General features: G+C 45.5%; 18 protein-coding genes. 12 read left to right on the forward strand and 6 right to left on the reverse strand.

What is annotated here, in order from left to right; all coding sequences use genetic code 11:
• The first annotated feature begins 159 nt into the window (after nucleotides 1-159).
• The 7 genes from QUB63_RS25160 to QUB63_RS25185 all read left to right on the forward strand — a co-directional run bounded on the left by QUB63_RS25160 (nucleotide 160) and on the right by QUB63_RS25185 (nucleotide 5424).
• Nucleotides 160-3249 (forward strand): S8 family serine peptidase, encoded by a 3090-nt coding sequence (locus tag QUB63_RS25160; protein ID WP_332948067.1) that lies wholly within the window; start codon nucleotides 160-162, stop codon nucleotides 3247-3249.
• Nucleotides 3250-3422: 173 nt separating this feature from the next.
• The gene (locus QUB63_RS25165) at nucleotides 3423-3668 is read left to right on the forward strand and encodes a hypothetical protein (protein ID WP_332948068.1); all 246 of its coding nucleotides are present in this window, start codon (nucleotides 3423-3425) and stop codon (nucleotides 3666-3668) included.
• Nucleotides 3669-3793: 125 nt separating this feature from the next.
• Nucleotides 3794-4066, forward strand: a complete 273-nt coding sequence (locus QUB63_RS25170) for a hypothetical protein (protein ID WP_332948069.1) — start codon at nucleotides 3794-3796, stop codon at nucleotides 4064-4066.
• Nucleotides 4067-4272: 206 nt separating this feature from the next.
• Nucleotides 4273-4467 (forward strand): DUF6972 family protein, encoded by a 195-nt coding sequence (locus QUB63_RS35155; RefSeq protein ID WP_442922322.1) that lies wholly within the window; start codon nucleotides 4273-4275, stop codon nucleotides 4465-4467.
• 34 nt (nucleotides 4468-4501) lie between these two features.
• Nucleotides 4502-4747, forward strand: coding sequence for a hypothetical protein (locus QUB63_RS25175; protein ID WP_332948070.1), 246 nt, complete (start codon nucleotides 4502-4504; stop codon nucleotides 4745-4747).
• A gap of 153 nt (nucleotides 4748-4900) precedes the next feature.
• A complete protein-coding gene (locus QUB63_RS25180; protein ID WP_332948071.1) occupies nucleotides 4901-5242 on the forward strand; it encodes a hypothetical protein in 342 nt (113 codons plus the stop codon).
• Nucleotides 5239-5424, forward strand: coding sequence for a hypothetical protein (locus QUB63_RS25185; RefSeq protein WP_332948072.1), 186 nt, complete (start codon nucleotides 5239-5241; stop codon nucleotides 5422-5424). Before QUB63_RS25180 ends, QUB63_RS25185 begins: the two co-directional genes overlap by 4 nt.
• A 202-nt stretch (nucleotides 5425-5626) precedes the next feature.
• On the opposite strand, the gene QUB63_RS25190 is transcribed toward QUB63_RS25185, so the two are convergent.
• Nucleotides 5627-5836, reverse strand: a complete 210-nt coding sequence (locus tag QUB63_RS25190; RefSeq protein ID WP_332948073.1) for a toxin-antitoxin system, antitoxin component, Xre family protein — start codon at nucleotides 5834-5836, stop codon at nucleotides 5627-5629.
• A 14-nt stretch (nucleotides 5837-5850) separates the two neighbouring features.
• Complete coding sequence (locus QUB63_RS25195; RefSeq protein WP_332948074.1) at nucleotides 5851-6120, reverse strand: hypothetical protein; 270 nt, start codon at nucleotides 6118-6120, stop codon at nucleotides 5851-5853.
• A gap of 112 nt (nucleotides 6121-6232) precedes the next feature.
• Here QUB63_RS25195 and QUB63_RS25200 point away from each other — a divergent pair, with 112 nt between their 5' ends.
• The 3 genes from QUB63_RS25200 (at nucleotide 6233) to QUB63_RS25210 (ending at nucleotide 8467) form a co-directional block, all read left to right on the forward strand.
• The gene (locus QUB63_RS25200; protein ID WP_332948075.1) at nucleotides 6233-6730 is read left to right on the forward strand and encodes a TIGR00725 family protein; all 498 of its coding nucleotides are present in this window, start codon (nucleotides 6233-6235) and stop codon (nucleotides 6728-6730) included.
• A gap of 8 nt (nucleotides 6731-6738) precedes the next feature.
• Entirely contained in the window at nucleotides 6739-7266 is a 528-nt protein-coding gene (locus tag QUB63_RS25205) for a hypothetical protein (protein ID WP_332948076.1), read from the forward strand.
• Nucleotides 7267-7552: 286 nt separating this feature from the next.
• Nucleotides 7553-8467: a hypothetical protein gene (locus QUB63_RS25210; RefSeq protein ID WP_332948077.1), complete on the forward strand. Its 915-nt coding sequence runs from the start codon at nucleotides 7553-7555 to the stop codon at nucleotides 8465-8467.
• Between the two features lie 156 nt (nucleotides 8468-8623).
• Here QUB63_RS25210 and wecB read toward each other — a convergent pair whose 3' ends face one another.
• Nucleotides 8624-9739, reverse strand: coding sequence for a non-hydrolyzing UDP-N-acetylglucosamine 2-epimerase (wecB, locus tag QUB63_RS25215; protein ID WP_332948078.1), 1116 nt, complete (start codon nucleotides 9737-9739; stop codon nucleotides 8624-8626).
• Between the two features lie 266 nt (nucleotides 9740-10005).
• Between wecB and QUB63_RS25220 the strand changes: the two genes are divergently transcribed.
• Complete coding sequence (locus QUB63_RS25220; protein WP_332948079.1) at nucleotides 10006-10578, forward strand: pseudouridine synthase; 573 nt, start codon at nucleotides 10006-10008, stop codon at nucleotides 10576-10578.
• 38 nt (nucleotides 10579-10616) lie between these two features.
• Here QUB63_RS25220 and QUB63_RS25225 read toward each other — a convergent pair whose 3' ends face one another.
• Entirely contained in the window at nucleotides 10617-11444 is an 828-nt protein-coding gene (locus QUB63_RS25225; RefSeq protein ID WP_332948080.1) for a hypothetical protein, read from the reverse strand.
• A gap of 196 nt (nucleotides 11445-11640) precedes the next feature.
• Between QUB63_RS25225 and ctpB the strand changes: the two genes are divergently transcribed.
• Nucleotides 11641-12960 carry a carboxyl-terminal processing protease CtpB gene (ctpB, locus tag QUB63_RS25230; RefSeq protein WP_332948082.1) on the forward strand — a complete coding sequence of 440 codons (1320 nt, stop codon included), beginning with the start codon at nucleotides 11641-11643 and terminating at the stop codon, nucleotides 12958-12960.
• A 236-nt stretch (nucleotides 12961-13196) separates the two neighbouring features.
• Here ctpB and QUB63_RS25235 read toward each other — a convergent pair whose 3' ends face one another.
• Together QUB63_RS25235 and QUB63_RS25240 are read right to left on the reverse strand one after the other, a co-directional pair.
• Nucleotides 13197-14501 (reverse strand): Nramp family divalent metal transporter, encoded by a 1305-nt coding sequence (locus QUB63_RS25235; protein WP_332948083.1) that lies wholly within the window; start codon nucleotides 14499-14501, stop codon nucleotides 13197-13199.
• Between the two features lie 323 nt (nucleotides 14502-14824).
• Nucleotides 14825-15277: a VOC family protein gene (locus tag QUB63_RS25240; protein WP_332948184.1), complete on the reverse strand. Its 453-nt coding sequence runs from the start codon at nucleotides 15275-15277 to the stop codon at nucleotides 14825-14827.
• Nucleotides 15278-15604 lie beyond the last annotated feature (327 nt).

Below are 15604 nucleotides of genomic sequence, written 5' to 3' on the forward strand. Positions count from 1 at the left end.
ACTTGGGCATCACTCCCTCCAAAACTCTGCCGAGCGCTGTTGAGTTTTTATTATACCTAATCAACCGGACATGATATAACGCCACCTGTTGAGACAAAGCCGCCAGTAGCTGTAACCCCGCCTGTTGAGACAAAGCCGCCAGTAGCTGTAACGCCACCTGTGGCGACACCTCCACCCGTAACAACGGCACCGATCGATCCAAAACCACCAGTTGCTGTAACGCCTCCTGTGGCGATAAAACCACCTGTAACAACGCTGCCCATCCCCGCTCCAATACCACCGGTACAACCGCCTAAGATCGCCCCGGAACCGCCTAAGATTGAACTTCCACCGACGCCTGAAGCGCCTGTTGAAACCGTATTACCGATTAGTTTGCCACCAGAAAAACACGCATTTATCGGCATCATCGATACTGGGTTTGCGCCGAACAATCCCGATTTGGATTACTCTAAAGTGACATTGGGGCGCGATCGCATTGACAAAGACAGCAATCCTTTGTTTACTGCCGGCACAGGTAACGAACACGGCACTTTTAACTGGGGTTTAGTTAGTGCAATTCAAGGCAACGATCGAGGCATTGACGGCTACAACGATAAAGCGAATGTTTATCTAAGTCGGGCAATTGGTTCGGGGGAATGGGATTTAGCTTTAACTGATTTTGTGAGTGAAGCGAAAGGACAAAAGCAGAAGAATGCGATCGCCCTTCTTCCCCTCGATTTAACTCAAAAGAATGCTGATGGAACCATTACAACTCGTTACGAATTTACAAACCGAGAACGTGCTGCTTTAGAAAATGCGCGTCAAAACGGAGTGCTGTTAGTTGTAGCGGCAGGAAATGACGGCGGTGTGATGTCTGTTTTGGGTCAATCTTCCCAGGAGTTTGAGAATATTATCACGGTTGGTTCATCTGATGGATTTGGGCGATCGGATTATTCCAGCTACGGCTATGGTTTGGATATTTTAGTGCCCGGAGGTGCGATCGACAATCCGACTTTATCGACTGTTGGTGATGATGTGGGCACGATGTCGGGAACTTCGGCATCCGCAGCTAAGGCGGCGGGGATGGCGTCTAAGGTTTGGGAGGCTAATCCCGATTTGAGTGTGACTCAAGTGATTGATGTTTTGACTGGAAGTGCGATCGATTTGAAGGAACCCGGATGGGATCAAGAAACGGGTTTTGGGGTGGTAAATTTCAATAAAGCTGTGGAATTGGCGAAGGAAACAGCACCGCAAGCTTATATTCCTGCACTTTTCTCGAATCCTACAACTTCGGGTTTAGAGGGACAAGTTACGCCGTTAGAAAGGGCGACAGCCGATCAGTTCAACGGCAAATACTATGATTGGGTGTCTTACACTATTCAGTCGGGAGATACCCTCAGCCAAATTGCACTCGACACAATGGGCGATGCTTCTGCTGATGCTTATAACTTCATTGCTCAACATAACGGCATTGCCGATGCCAATGTGATTATTGCGGGTGAGACGATTTATATTCCCAAAGAGGTATCTGCACCTGTTGACCCAGGCCCCGGCACAACCGATCCAGGCCCCGTCATCACCGATCCAGGCCCCGTCATCACCGATCCAGGCCCCGTCATCACCGATCCAGGCCCAACGCAGCCATCTAATTCAATTAATATAAACGGTCACACGGTTGGTGGCAATTTCTATCCAGTTTTCCAGAATTATCAAGGGACTTTGGGCAATCCCATTTCTGATGTCACCAATTATAATGGTGCGAGCTATCAGATATTTGAGAATGGGTCGATCGTCAGCAGCCAGTATGGAACCTTCCCGCTTTACGGTGCTATCCGTCAGACATTCTTAAAAAATGGTGGATTGGAAGGCTGGTTAGGTGAGCCGAAAAGTGGCGAAAAGGGTCTGGGAAATGGAAATATCATTCAATATTTTGAAGATGGTTACATTTACTGGAATGGGAGTAAAGCAACTGCTTATCGTTACGGGACAACACTACCTAAGACACCGACTAATATTGGCAGTCAGCTAGGCGTAACAATGCCTAATTTCAATCTACCTGCTTATCGTGAAAATAACATTTTCTGGCAGTCGGGATACGCACCGGCATCGACTCATCCATCCTCTACTAATTTAGGCAGTGCTCTAGGTAACTGCACTTGGTATGTCAACGGTCGTTTACAGCAGTTAGGCTACAATACAACGGCTTTAAATAAGTTGTCTGGAAATGCCTATGATTGGGACAATCAAGCTGCTGCGGCTGGCATTTCTATGTCGAATACCCCTCAAGTTGGTGACATTGCCCAGTGGGAAAGTGGTCATGTTGCGGTAGTTGAAAAGGTTAATCCAGATGGAACCATTCTGATTTCTGAGTCAAGTTACACTCCTAATAGTGGTAGTGCTGCTGATTACTTGTACAAGACTGAAACTATTGCAGCATCCTCTCCCTCTCGATTTATCTGTCTGCCTTCTAGTGATTCATCAGGTAGTAGTTCAAGTAACGGCAGTGGCCCTAATAGTGTAGTAACAATTGGCGTTACCCCTATTAGTTCTGGATGCAATAATTCTGACCCGATCGATGATGCTGGATGGAAACAAGTGCTAGATGAAAGAAACACAGACTTCAATATCATTAAACTTAATCCATTGGGAGAATTAGGTCGGATGGAATTCGAGACAGCACATTATGCAGGCGCAGCTACCTGGAAGATAGCAGGATGGGATGATGCTGCAGAGATGCTCTATCACTATTTAGATGAAGGAAATGGTGGGGCGAATTATTCTATAGATTTGAATGAGGCCATAAAAGAATCTTCTGGTATGAGGAATGAACTTAGTAAGATGGTCGAAGGCTCTGCTTTATCAAAAGCAATCAAGGCTGTACAAGAAGGTTGTCAATTTGGAGGAATAGGAAATAACTGGGATACTGCCGGACACTTTTCGTTAGGAGATCCAAATTGGATTGCAGCAGTAGGAGGTTTCCATAAAAGATACACAGGTGATTTTAAACTAACTCCAAATACGGATGAAATCACACTCCGGCTTCAATTTAACCTGAAAGATGTCTACGATTTTGACGGCTATGCTTACGGTTTGACCGGTTCCCATCAACTACACCTGTCTGGCTATGCTAGAGCATTTGAAGTCAGTGGACAGTCGGGTTTCTATGAGTGGAAGTACACCCTGGCTGGAGTTAAGCTACAAGACGGGTTCGATGGCACTGTAATCAATGCCACCGAAAGCAGTGGTAGTTCAAGTGGCTATAACACTTAATTTGTTAGATCAGTTTTTAGGGTTAACGATCGCCCTTTTTCCACTATCCGAAAAGAGCGATCGCCCTCGATTTGAAATGAAGTCGCGATCGCTTTTTTGGAGTTCATCAAAAGAGCGATCGCTTCTACTTGTAGGATGGAATAACTGCTTGCATCTCTCAATTTCCACGAACAATGACTCAAACACTCAAAATCAAACACTTGCCACCATCCGCTATTGATTCACTGATGACCCATTTGCCTGACTATGTGAAAGTCGCTATGATGGAAAAAGCTACGCAGCTAGAATGCTCTCTCGAAGCTGCGATCGAAATGGCGATTGCTAGTTTTCTCGACTCCGAAGCTTTCAGCTTTGAAGATTGCCTATTATCGCAACGTCTTCAGGAATCAGAACTGGTAGAATCTCCGCAAAGGAAATAGGGTGCGATATCCCTTTTGGAACTATCCGCAAAGTGCGATCGCCCTGTATTCGGAATGACTAGGGCGATCGCCGATTCCATCTGCTATAATCTTCAGTAATATCTCATTTACGCACAGCGATCGACATGAGCGATGAAGAACTGAAGCAACTAATAGAAAGCAACGCTAGAGCAACTCAAGCTATGTTAGATAACATGGCAGAAGCAAGACTCGAAAGACAGGAGCTGCGAGACGGAATGGTACAATTACAAAATGCTGTCGTGCAATTGATTAACGTTCAGTCAGGAATTGCTAACTTGCTGACTTCTCTGGATGAAGATCGTCCAACGATGCTGAGAAAGCTAACCACAATTGAAAACAAACTCGATCGACTTCTAGACCAAGAAAATGCTCAGTAAAAAAGCTATATCCCTTCTTAAACCCGAGCGAGATCCTTTTGGAACTATCCAAAAAGGCATCTCGCTTTTTTTCAAGGCAATTCAGATGAATTGAAATCATGGTATAAGTAATATGTTTAATAACCGCTTAATTTATGACCGGAATTAACCGCGAACTAAGCATCGACACCAAACATATTGCGAAACATCTACCCGACACTCCTCAAATGCAAAAGCTACTTCAACAAGAAGGTAGCGTTCATAAATTTAACGATCGAGCTACAATGGAAAGCGTAGCTCAAGCTATCATAGCTAATGGAGAGTTTATAGGCGTAATTCGCGGTCATGAGCGTTATGGTCTCTATTTCCCTGACCCCATTGGTTACAGACTTGACAGCAATAATAGTAGAATACCACTCTAGTACGGAGAAATTAAAATTAAAGGAGATAAATATCATGTCATCCCCAGAACTAAACCTAGCCGATAACTGGGAATTCACAGAATTATGGGTAGATCCGACAGCATCACCACCTTACGTCCTAATTTTGTTGGGTGATAAGGCAGGCAATAGCTGTGTCTACGATCCAGCTCAAAATTATCAGGTTGTATTTGCGAGTTCAAATTATGAAGAAGCTAAACTCTGGCTGTTAGAAGATGAATACGAACGCATAGAACGTCGTTTACAATTGGAAGCAGCATAAACTATTTTTGAGAAAGTTCGGAAGTGCGAGATCCCTTTTGAAACTATCCGAAAGGGATCTCGCTTATTGATTAATCTAATAATATAAAAAATACTTGATTAAATAAATTACCTTTAGCGTAAAATCTATAGCATACATCTCACACAAGTAAACATGGCAAAATTGCCTATAGAATTTGCCGAAACCATCTGGAATCTAAAACGGCAATTATTGGATATTATCGATGATGCTACAGAAGCCGAATATACTCTCTTTGAGCAATTTGGAGAAACCGACAGAACAATCGACTATTTAGAGCAGCTAAAAAACGTAGCACAGCAAGCCGATGAGCGATTTTCCCAGTTTTCCCTATTGCAACGACGCTTGGCTAATGCACAAGCCACAGCAAGTTCTGATATGCTAAGATTAGTCACAGAAGTAATTGCTTATACCCAAGCCAGACTTCCCGCTTGGGAACGCAGCATTGAAGAAATTAAGATTGAGTGGAGATTATGATCAACGAACCAGGATATATACCGCCCCCAGATGTCGATCGGCGACTCCTCGGCAATTTACGTCGCAGTCGCTGGGAAATGGAAGAATTAGGTTGGAAATTAGAAGAAGTTATTGCCAAATTAGACGAAGAGCACCGACAAATTCAACAAAAACGGTTACAAACACTTCTCAACAGTCAGTAGTTATTATATGTTGAGAACTTTAATAAAGGCGATCGCTTTTTATTTGCAATGAATTCGCGATCGCCTTTTTTGGGATAAGAAAAGGGCTAGCGCTTAATTATTACCTATAATTCTGATTAACCTATCCCTGAGACATTAAACATCCAAATCTTGAAGCCTTCGCAGTTTTTTGATAATCAGTTTCTTATCAATAGTCGTAAAATTATAACTCGTCATACTCAGCATCCTCTGGGTTATCCCAAATTTTAGCAAAAGCTGCTTCCGAGAGTTTAGTCGCACTATAAGTTAGAAGACTCTCTTCACTTCGAGTTAATAGGAAGTCGAGGAAATCTTCTAATACCGTAATTTTATCGGGCGGTAAGCTACGAATTTTTTCGATCAGCTTGGTTTCGGGACTTTTAGCGATACTCATGTTCTATCACCTTTTTATTGAAAAAACAACACACATTCTTCTAAACCTAATTCCGCCAATTCCTGTAACTCTGTATCTTCTGCATAAACTTCCGCATAAAGCATCGCCGATTCTTCCAATTGCTGGGCTTCTAGCGCTAGCTGCAACCGTTGAATCGCTATTCTCACCAATTCACTAGGATCTTTAAATCCATAGTTTTGACAGAGTTCTAAAAAACTTATCTGAGATTCATCTAGTGTAAATGTTTGCTTTTTCAGAGTAAAAATACTAGGAACTTTACCCAAGTTAGTTGTTTAAAAAGCTTTGTTTAGTATGAAAGTATTTTTATGATAACATACCTTCGTATCTCGTGCAAAAAAACTAGCAAATATCAATAACACCATATTACCAGAAACTATGAAAAAAATCATCATCGGCATCATGGGCCCCGGCGACAGTGCCACATCAACCGACTTAGAAAACGCCTATCAACTCGGACAACTCATCGCCGAAGCAGGATGGATATTGCTAACTGGCGGCAGAAATATGGGCGTGATGGATGCCGCCAACAAAGGAGCAAAATCAGCTAACGGTTTAACAATCGGCATTCTTCCGGGAAACGACACTCGCGGCATTTCTGAAGCTGTAGATATTGCCATTGTCACCGATATGGGAAACGCCAGAAATAACATTAACATTCTTTCTTCAGATGTCATAATTGCCTGCGGTATGGGCGCGGGCACTGCTTCGGAAATTGCCCTCGCCCTCAAAGCTCACAAGCAAGTTATCTTGTTAAATGACAGCGCCGAAAGTCAACTTTTCTTTAAAAATTTAGCACAATTTAACATCTTTGTGGTAAACAATGCTGTAGAGGCTATGAATCAAGCTCGCGAAATCCTAGCAAATCCAAGATGAAATCCAAGATGAGACTAAGCAAATTCAACTTTTGTGCGATCGCAATTTTCCTAACTTTGGGGATATTCGGCAGTACCAAAGCAGACGGAGGAATTGCACAGTTCAGTTTCAGCAACAAATCCACTCAAACTTTAGCACAAACCCTCCCTCCGCCTCCCCCTTCCCCTTCCCAATTGCCTGTCACCGAACAAGAAGGCCCGCCGATTACTAGCGAATCAGCACCGGATCAAATAGCTTTAGCAGCCCATTTGCAGACTATCAAAGCTAGAATGTTCGGTGCTTACTGGTGTCCTCACTGTCACGCGCAACAAGAACTTTTCGGCCAACAAGCATTTACCGCAATTACTTACATTGAGTGCGATCGCAGAGGCAAAGATGCTCAACCAGATTTGTGCAAAGCAGCCAATATTAAAGCTTATCCCACTTGGGAAATTCGCGGGAAATATTACACGGGTAGGTTATCTTTGGAAAAACTTGCTCTCTTATCCGGTTATAAAGGCAGCAGCAATTTTGGGCCACCTGTTCCCTCTCCTTAAATATATCTAAATTAGTTGGCGACACTCGCCCACTAAGAAACCGGGTTTTTGAACCGAGATTGACGCTTTTGGGCAATGATTTTGGTTAAAAACCCGGTTTCTGGCCACCCGCGCGTCTAGGAGTATAAATGTAAGGTACTTCAGGGCGCACCTAAATTTATGACTTTTATGAATCGAACTTCTGAATAATATGAATTGACATGACGGAGACCTGGTTATTTAATTGTAATTAGGTGGAGATAGATATGTCAATTTCAGAAGAGCAGTTATTCAGGAGACTGAAGCAATGCAGTTACAATCTAGCAAAAAACAAATAATCTGGAGCAGTTTGCTGTGCTTTTCGGCAATTGCATTTCCCGTAACGAGCCAAGCTGTAACAGCACAAAATTTTTTCCAAAATCCGACTGCAAACAGTCAATCTCAAAACACCCTGCCTTTGGCTCCAACAGTACCAGCTCAAGGAGCAAAACCGTCATCAATACCTGCTCAATTGCCAGTTACCAGCAATAGTATCTCCACGGGTGCGCTGTTAATATTTTTCGGGATATTTAGCTTGTTTGGGTTATTGATAGTATTGATGATTTTGTTTGTTATCTTCACTCTATTTCGCAGGTTATTTTCTGGGAAATCTCCTTCCCGCTCCCCCTCCCGCCGCTCTTCTAATGGTAGTAACAGGAATTACAGCAGAGTTAGCAGCAATTATAGCGGTGGTGGCGATTACAGCATTAGCAGTGGCGATGACAGCGGATTTAGCGGCGATTACAGTTGTACGAGCAGCAGCGATTACAGCATTAGCAGTGGCGATGACAGCGGATTTAGCGGCGATTACAGTTGTATGAGCAGCAGCGATTACAGCATTAGCAGTGGCGATGACAGCGGTGGCGGCGATTACAGTTGTATGAGCAGCAGCGATTACAGCATTAGCAGTGGCGATGACAGCGGTGGCGGCGATTACAGTTGTACGAGCAGCAGCGATTACAGTAGCAGCAGCAGCGATTACAGTAGCAGCAGCGATTACAGTAGCAGCAGCAGCGATTACAGTAGCAGCAGCGATTGCAGTAGTAGCTTTGGTGGCGGTGGTGCAGATTACAGTAGCAGCAGCAGCAGCAGCGATTACAGTAGCAGCAGCAGCAGCAGCGATTACAGTAGCAGCAGTAGCGATTGCAGTAGTAGCTTTGGTGGCGGTGGTGGAGATTACTGATAGTTGTAAGGTGCTCTTCGGCGCACCCTATTCGATCGTGAATTATATCATTTTCCCTAGAATGACTACAATCATATTGGTTTGTAGTGAGGACTTTAGTCCTCGGAATGGATGCGGACTAAAGTCCTCACTACAAACCTTTTTTAGGATTACTTTTTAGTCCGAAAAATAGTCTTCAACTATTTTCAAAATCCGGGAGGCCGCTAAACCGTCGCCAAAGGGATTAATGGCCATTGCCATTGCGTCGTAAGCTTCAGAATCACTCAGCAATTCTGCGGCTTCTGCTGTAATTGTATCAGAATTTGTACCGACAAGTTTAGCAGTGCCTGCGGAAACTGCTTCGGGTCTTTCTGTGGTTTCTCGCAATACTAAAACAGGCTTGCCCAAACTCGGTGCTTCTTCTTGCAATCCACCTGAATCTGTCAGGATTAAATGACTCCTCTGCATCGCTCCTACTAATTCTGCGTAATCTAAGGGTTCTGTTAAAAAGATTCTGGGATGGTCGCCCAAAAGTGCTTTTAATGGTTCCCGGACGGTCGGATTTCGGTGTAGTGGTAAGAGCAAAGCTGTGTCGGGAAATTTATCTAAAATTTGAATAAATGCCCTGGCAATTCCTGCTAATGGTTTGCCCCAATTTTCGCGGCGGTGTACTGTTGCTAAAATGGTGCGGTATTTGCTCCAATCTAAGTTGGGAATGTTGCATTCGGGTTGGCGTTTGGCGACAGCAAGCAAAGCGTCGATGACTGTGTTGCCTGTACGGTGAATTTCTCCCAAAACGCCCGATCGCCCTAAATTCTCTGCCGCCAGCGCTGTTGGGGCAAAATGCAGCCTTGTGAGCTGCGAAATCAACCGCCTGTTAGCCTCTTCGGGATACGGATTGAACACGTCGTCAGTCCGCAAACCGGCTTCTACGTGACCTACGGGTATTTTCTGGTAAAATGCTGCTAAAGCAGCCGCAAACGCTGTGGTTGTATCGCCCTGTACCAACACGATGTCTGGCTGCAACTCTTTAAACAACACTTCCAAACCATGCAAACTCCGGGAAGTGATATCCGTCAAGCTTTGCTGGTGCTGCATAATTGCTAAATCTCGATCGGCTTTTAGGTCGAACATTCGCATCACTTGCTCGACCATTTCCCGGTGCTGACCGGTTAAAATTACTTGGGTGGCCAAGTTTGGCGAACTTTTGAACAGTTGAATTACTGGGGCTAGTTTAATCGCTTCCGGGCGAGTTCCTAAGACGATGCAAACGCGGTGTGTGGCTTCGGGCATGGTAAAGTTGGGTAGTTGAGATTTGCGAGGCTCTTAAAGGCTGAAGATTTTATAGCTGGGTTGAATCGTTGGTTAATAAGATTTATTTTTTTTATGAACCGCAGAGGGCGCAGAGGGCGCCCAGAAGGGAGAAAAGAGTGAGAGAAAGTGGTTTGCCATGGGATGGGGGCGGGTTTTTGAGATTGTGAGTTTTAGGCAATTATTGTTGGTGGAACCCGCCCCTACAAATTTCTTGACATTAGTACATTTTTATTTTTTAATTGGTCATGCCCTATCGCTACATTCTATTTTACAAACCTTACGATGTTTTAACTCAGTTCACTGACAATTCAGGGGAAACTAAACGGCGCACTCTTAAAGACTATATTCCGATTCCTGATGTTTATGCGGTGGGAAGGCTCGATCGCGATAGCGAAGGTTTGCTACTGTTAACCGATGACGGACAAATGCAGCACCGCCTCAGCGATCCGAAATTCGCTCATCCCCGCACTTACTTGGTGCAGGTGGAAGGGATTCCAGATGCTGGTGCGATCGCCCTTTTGCAGACAGGTGTCACAATTCAAGATTATCGGACTCGATCGGCAAAAGTGCAATTATTGTCCGCAGAACCCGAATTGCCGCCCCGCGAGCCCCCGATTCGATTTCGCAAAAACATTCCGACAGCTTGGCTGGAAATGACCCTCACAGAAGGCCGCAACCGTCAAGTCCGCAGGATGACCGCAGCAGTAGGGTTTCCGACGCTGCGGCTGGTCAGGATCGCGATCGGGCATTTGCGTCTCGAAGCCCTCAAACCCGGTGAATGGCGCGAATTAACTCCAACAGAAATCAAACTATTTTAAGACTTGCACAGAACATCATCAGGAGTGCATTGCGCACCCTAATTTCTGGGAGGTAAAATAAAACTTTCCTTTCCATCCCGATCTTTTTGCACCCGCGCCCCCAACTTTACAAGAGCTTGTTTTGCCCTTAGACGCACCAACTTATCAGTTGTTTGGTAATAAACCGTGCTCCAAGCATTAAACCGCACCGGCACGCTATCTGGATCTCGGCGCAAAAAATCAGCAGTTGCTCGAAAAATCGGCGCCAATTTCTTCCCATCCGGGGTTTTTTCCACCCACTCAGCAGCCATTTCGTGAGAGCGAATTGACTCGGGAATGTCCCCCAACAGCAGCAACTCATCAAGACCTTTAGTTCGCCACACTATCCACGCTTGAGGATGAATTTCCGGCGAAAGGGCGTTAGTACCCCGCTCGATCAACTTAACAGCAGTTTCAGGGTTTCCCTGGTAAAAAGAAACGGCTGTGGACAGAAACAGGTAGATGTCAGCCCAGCGAGGGTCGCGCTGGGTAACTATGTCAAAATAATTTTGGCCCAGATTGTAGCCCGTCACATCTCGCGCTTCATCGTCGCCAAAATACTGCAAAAATTTGAGAAATGTCCAATCTGCAATTAAATTGTCAAACCCAAAACTCGGGAGATTTTTGAGCATTTTCAGCCGCAGGGCTTCTTGCTGGGCGGCTTGCTTGAAACTGGCTGCAGACATTGCAGAGATCGGCTTTTGCCCCTCAACGCCTGCTGGGGCAATTGGGCCCAATTGCCCGATCGACTGCATGGTAATGACTCCAGCCAGCGCTGCTACACCGATAACTCCATTAACGAGCAGGCTCAACCACTTACGGGAAAAATTTTCGATTTTAGCTTCCACGGCACATTTAAATCCAAGTTTTAAATTAAGTTTATTAAAATAGAGTAATGATTGGTTGGCGATCGACTATCAATCTCGTTACACTGTCCAGAGGGATGCTATGGCCTCCACAACATAGTTTAAGTGGTAGTTTGAGATTTTTTAGCAATCTAAAATCTCAAGTCAAAAATCTAAAATCGAATTCAGCCAAAATTCAATGAATCAAGCCCGCAGACGCTTTTCTAAGTTACAGGCAGCCCTGTTCACGGGGGCAATGGCAACAACCGCTTCGATATCTTTACTCGTTCCCAGTCTGAGCCAATCAGTCCGCGCCGAGCTTCAAGATAGCCCCAAAGCTGTCTTAGACGAAGCTTGGCAAATTGTGAACCGAGATTATGTCGATCCCACCTTTAACAAGACGGACTGGCAAGTCACCCGCCAAGAATTGCTGAACGCAAATTATACTTCTCGCGAAGCAGCCTACACTGCCCTCCGCAATGCCCTAGAAAAATTAAAAGACCCCTACACGCGCTTCATGGACCCGAAACAGTACGAAGCGCTGAAGAATCAAATCTCCGGGGAACTGACAGGGGTGGGGATGAGGCTCGAAGAAGATGAGAAAACGAAAGCGATCACGGTAGTCGAACCGATGGAAAATTCCCCTGCCCTGAAGGGAGGGATTCAAGCGGGCGATACGATTTTGGTGATTGACGGCAAAGCTACCAAAGGCATGACGGTCGCGGATGCGGCTCAGGTAATTCGGGGCGCCGAAGGCACGAAAGTTACGCTGCGGATCGCCCGTCAGGGCAAAAGCGAGTTTGACATCACTCTGACTAGGGCGAGAATTGAGGTGGCAGCGGTTCGCTACAGCCTCAAGAAGGAAGCTAACAAGAATGTCGGTTATATCCGCTTGCAAGAGTTTAGCTCCCACGCCGGCGAACAAATGCAGCGGGCGATTAAAACGCTCTCGGAGCAGAAAGCTGACGCTTTTGTGTTGGATTTGCGGGGTAATCCCGGCGGGTTGCTGTCGGTGAGCATTGATATCGCGCAGATGTGGATGGATTCTGGGGCGATCGTCCGTACAGTCTATCGCGCGGGAGATTCTCAGGAAATGCGGGCAAACCGCACTGCGATCACTGACAAGCCTTTGGTGGTGCTGGTGGACAACAACTCGGCCAGCGCCAGCGAGATTTTGGCGGGTGCGCTCAAGGACAACAAGCGCGCCACTGTGATGGGCGGCCAAACTTTTGGCAAAGCTTTGGTGCAGTCTACGCATCCTTTGTCTGACGGTTCGGGATTGGCGGTAACGATCGCTCACTACTATACTCCCAACGGTACGGATATCAGCCACAAAGGGGTTACTCCCGATGTCAAGGTGGAAGTCACCGACGAACAAAAGCTGAAATTAGCTAACAAACCGACGTTGGTTGCGACTAAGGACGATCCTTGCTACGCGCAGGCGATCGCACTTTTGAAAACTACCGCTGCATCGGCCCGTCCCGCTGCTGGTAATGAGGCTCTTGCTCCTAAGAAGTAGTTGAAACCGTCAGCCATTAACAATTAGTTTTCAGATAAAACCCGCACCGGCGGGTTTTGTTTTTCTAGTTTGATTTAGCCTCTAATATCATGTCCAGTCGATTACCATAACAAAAAAGGTTTGTAGTGCACAACGGAACGCACGTGCGGACTTCAGTCCGCAGCCTCAGAGCGGACTGAAGTCCGCACGTGCGTTCCTTGCTTATTGCGGTCAATCGACCGGACACGATTTAATTGCTAGAAAATGGTTTGTAATAACAGCCAACTATTTAATCCTACTATAATACTAGCCACTAACCAAGCTACCCCTTTCAGCCAAAATGGATTCACAAACTCTCCCATTAAACGGCGGTTTGAGGTAAACATTACCAAGGGAATTACTGCAAAAGGTAATTGTAAACTGAGAATCACTTGACTGAAAACCAGTAAATTAGTTGTACTACCTTCACCGAACCAGATAATTGAGAGCAAAGCCGGCACAATGGCAACCAGTCGAGTCAGCAAGCGCCGCAACCAAGGCCGCAGACGAAAATGCAAAAACCCTTCCATCACAATCTGTCCTGCTAAAGTTGCAGTCAAGGTTGAGTTCTGCCCCGAAGCTAATAAAGCAAAAGCAAAAATTGCACTGGCCGAACCCACACCCAGCACCGGAGAAAGCAATTTGTAGGCATCTTGAATTTCTGCTACTTCTTGATAGCCGGAAAAATGAAATGTTGCAGCAGACAAAATTAGAATGGCGGAATTAATAAACAAAGCTATTGACAGCGCTACTGTAGAATCAATTGTGCCAAATTTAATTGCTTCCCATTTTTTATCAGCAGCTTCTTCCCAAGCGCGAGTTTGCACGATCGATGAATGCAGGTAGAGATTGTGCGGCATCACAGTTGCCCCTAAAATCCCAACCGCAATATAAAGCATTCCCTGATTTTGCAAAATCTCTAGGCTGGGAACATAACCGAGTAAAACTCCTCCGGCATCGGGTTTGGCAAAAATCATTTCTGCGACAAAGCAACCGCCAATAATTGTAATAATAGTAATCACCAAAGCTTCGATATAACGAAAGCCTCTGCCTTGTAAAAATAACACCATGATTACATCTAATGCAGTAATGCACACTCCCCAAACCAAGGGAATGCCAAATAGCAATTGCAGCCCGATCGCACTACCAACAAGTTCAGCTAAATCGCAGGCAGAAATCGCAATTTCACAAAGTATCCACAGACAGAAACTGACTCGCGGACTGAAATAATCTCGACAAGCTTGTGCCAAATCTCGTCCAGTTGCGACTCCCAACCGCACGCACAATGATTGCAGAAAAATTGCCATCAAATTAGATAGCAAAATCACACTTAATAGCGCATAGCCAAACTTTGCTCCTCCCGCTAAGTCAGTCGCCCAGTTTCCCGGGTCCATGTAACCCACTGAAACCAGATATCCAGGCCCTGCGTAAGCCAGCATTTTACGCCAGAAACCTTTGCTGTTGGGAATGGGGATGCTGCGGTGGACTTCAGGAAGGCTGGGTCTGTTTTCCGAGTGAGTCATTGGTTTTACGGTTCAAGGCTTTTCATTTTTTTTTCATATTCTCACAAAGTCCGTTAAATTTCATCAGTCGTATGGCTCAAAATCTTGGGCAGTCCCGGTATATATTAAGTTGTGTATATTTCTGAGGTCGAACCGAGGTGCGGGCGATCGACAAAAAAGCAATCGCTGAATAGACGAGCAATTGCTTTCCCAAGCTTTCCAATCAGGAATTCATCTGCTATAGGCTGCGTTGCATCTGCCTGATATCTGCGGTTGACCGACTCGCATCAAAGATTTAGTTAAAAGTCGCAGATATTTGGGGTAGAGACGGCGATGTCGTTTCCCTACTTTTCAGAATTGGGATCGTTAAGGCGCCGGATAAACTCTAAGGGCAAACCGTCGGTATCGGCAATAAAAGCTACTTCGTAAACATTTTGCCCGATCGCCTGTTGAGTCGGTTCCAATAAAACTTTCAAAGCTTGAAACTGGTTTGGTTCGTCTTTAGCTGCTTCCTCAAACCGCTGTTTCAGAGACTGCAACCAGCTCGGCAAATCAGTTGTCGCCTCAGTTAAATCGAAAGATAAATGATAATATCCAACATAATGCTCGTCTGCAAAAGCATCCGGTGCGGGTTTTGGTTCCGGGATTTGAATGAGTTCGATGCGTCCGTTGAGACCTTCCATCCAACAGGCTAGGGTGTAACCTGTGGTAAAGCGATCGCTCACAGTAAAGCCTAACTGTTCGTAAAAGGCGATCGCCCGGTGAATGTTAGCAGTGCGAATCGAGGCGTGGTGCATTTGGCAGTTGACAGTTGACAGTTGACAGTTGGCAGTTGACAGTTGGCAGTTGACAGTTGACAGTTGACAGTTGGCAGTTGACAGTTGGCAGTTGAGAGTTGACAGTTGGCAGTTGGCAGTTGACAGTTGACAGTTGACAGTTGACAGTTGACAGTTGACAGTTGACAGTTGACAGTTCGCAGTTGGCAGTTGACAGTTGACAGTTCGCAGTTGGCAGTTGACAGTTGACAGTTGACAGTTGGCAGTTGGGAGTTGACAGTTGACAGTTGACAGTTGACAGTTGACAGTTGACAGTTGACAGTTGACAGTTCGCAGTTGGCAGTTGAC

This window comes from Microcoleus sp. ARI1-B5 (assembly GCF_036705795.1).
In the GTDB taxonomy this organism is placed as follows: domain Bacteria; phylum Cyanobacteriota; class Cyanobacteriia; order Cyanobacteriales; family Microcoleaceae; genus Microcoleus.

Bases quoted from the DNA above. Each gene is read 5' to 3' on its own strand.
- QUB63_RS25235 (WP_332948083.1), bottom strand. From the start codon at position 14,501: ATGACTCACTCGGAAAACAGACCCAGCCTTCCTGAAGTCCACCGCAGC.
- wecB (WP_332948078.1), bottom strand. From the start codon at position 9,739: ATGCCCGAAGCCACACACCGCGTTTGCATCGTCTTAGGAACTCGCCCG.
- QUB63_RS25175 (WP_332948070.1), top strand. From the start codon at position 4,502: ATGTCATCCCCAGAACTAAACCTAGCCGATAACTGGGAATTCACAGAA.
- ctpB (WP_332948082.1), top strand. From the start codon at position 11,641: ATGAATCAAGCCCGCAGACGCTTTTCTAAGTTACAGGCAGCCCTGTTC.
- QUB63_RS35155 (WP_442922322.1), top strand. From the start codon at position 4,273: ATGCAAAAGCTACTTCAACAAGAAGGTAGCGTTCATAAATTTAACGAT.
- QUB63_RS25220 (WP_332948079.1), top strand. From the start codon at position 10,006: ATGCCCTATCGCTACATTCTATTTTACAAACCTTACGATGTTTTAACT.
- QUB63_RS25165 (WP_332948068.1), top strand. From the start codon at position 3,423: ATGACTCAAACACTCAAAATCAAACACTTGCCACCATCCGCTATTGAT.
- QUB63_RS25205 (WP_332948076.1), top strand. From the start codon at position 6,739: ATGAGACTAAGCAAATTCAACTTTTGTGCGATCGCAATTTTCCTAACT.
- QUB63_RS25190 (WP_332948073.1), bottom strand. From the start codon at position 5,836: ATGAGTATCGCTAAAAGTCCCGAAACCAAGCTGATCGAAAAAATTCGT.
- QUB63_RS25210 (WP_332948077.1), top strand. From the start codon at position 7,553: ATGCAGTTACAATCTAGCAAAAAACAAATAATCTGGAGCAGTTTGCTG.
- QUB63_RS25170 (WP_332948069.1), top strand. From the start codon at position 3,794: ATGAGCGATGAAGAACTGAAGCAACTAATAGAAAGCAACGCTAGAGCA.
- QUB63_RS25180 (WP_332948071.1), top strand. From the start codon at position 4,901: ATGGCAAAATTGCCTATAGAATTTGCCGAAACCATCTGGAATCTAAAA.
- QUB63_RS25240 (WP_332948184.1), bottom strand. From the start codon at position 15,277: ATGCACCACGCCTCGATTCGCACTGCTAACATTCACCGGGCGATCGCC.
- QUB63_RS25185 (WP_332948072.1), top strand. From the start codon at position 5,239: ATGATCAACGAACCAGGATATATACCGCCCCCAGATGTCGATCGGCGA.
- QUB63_RS25200 (WP_332948075.1), top strand. From the start codon at position 6,233: ATGAAAAAAATCATCATCGGCATCATGGGCCCCGGCGACAGTGCCACA.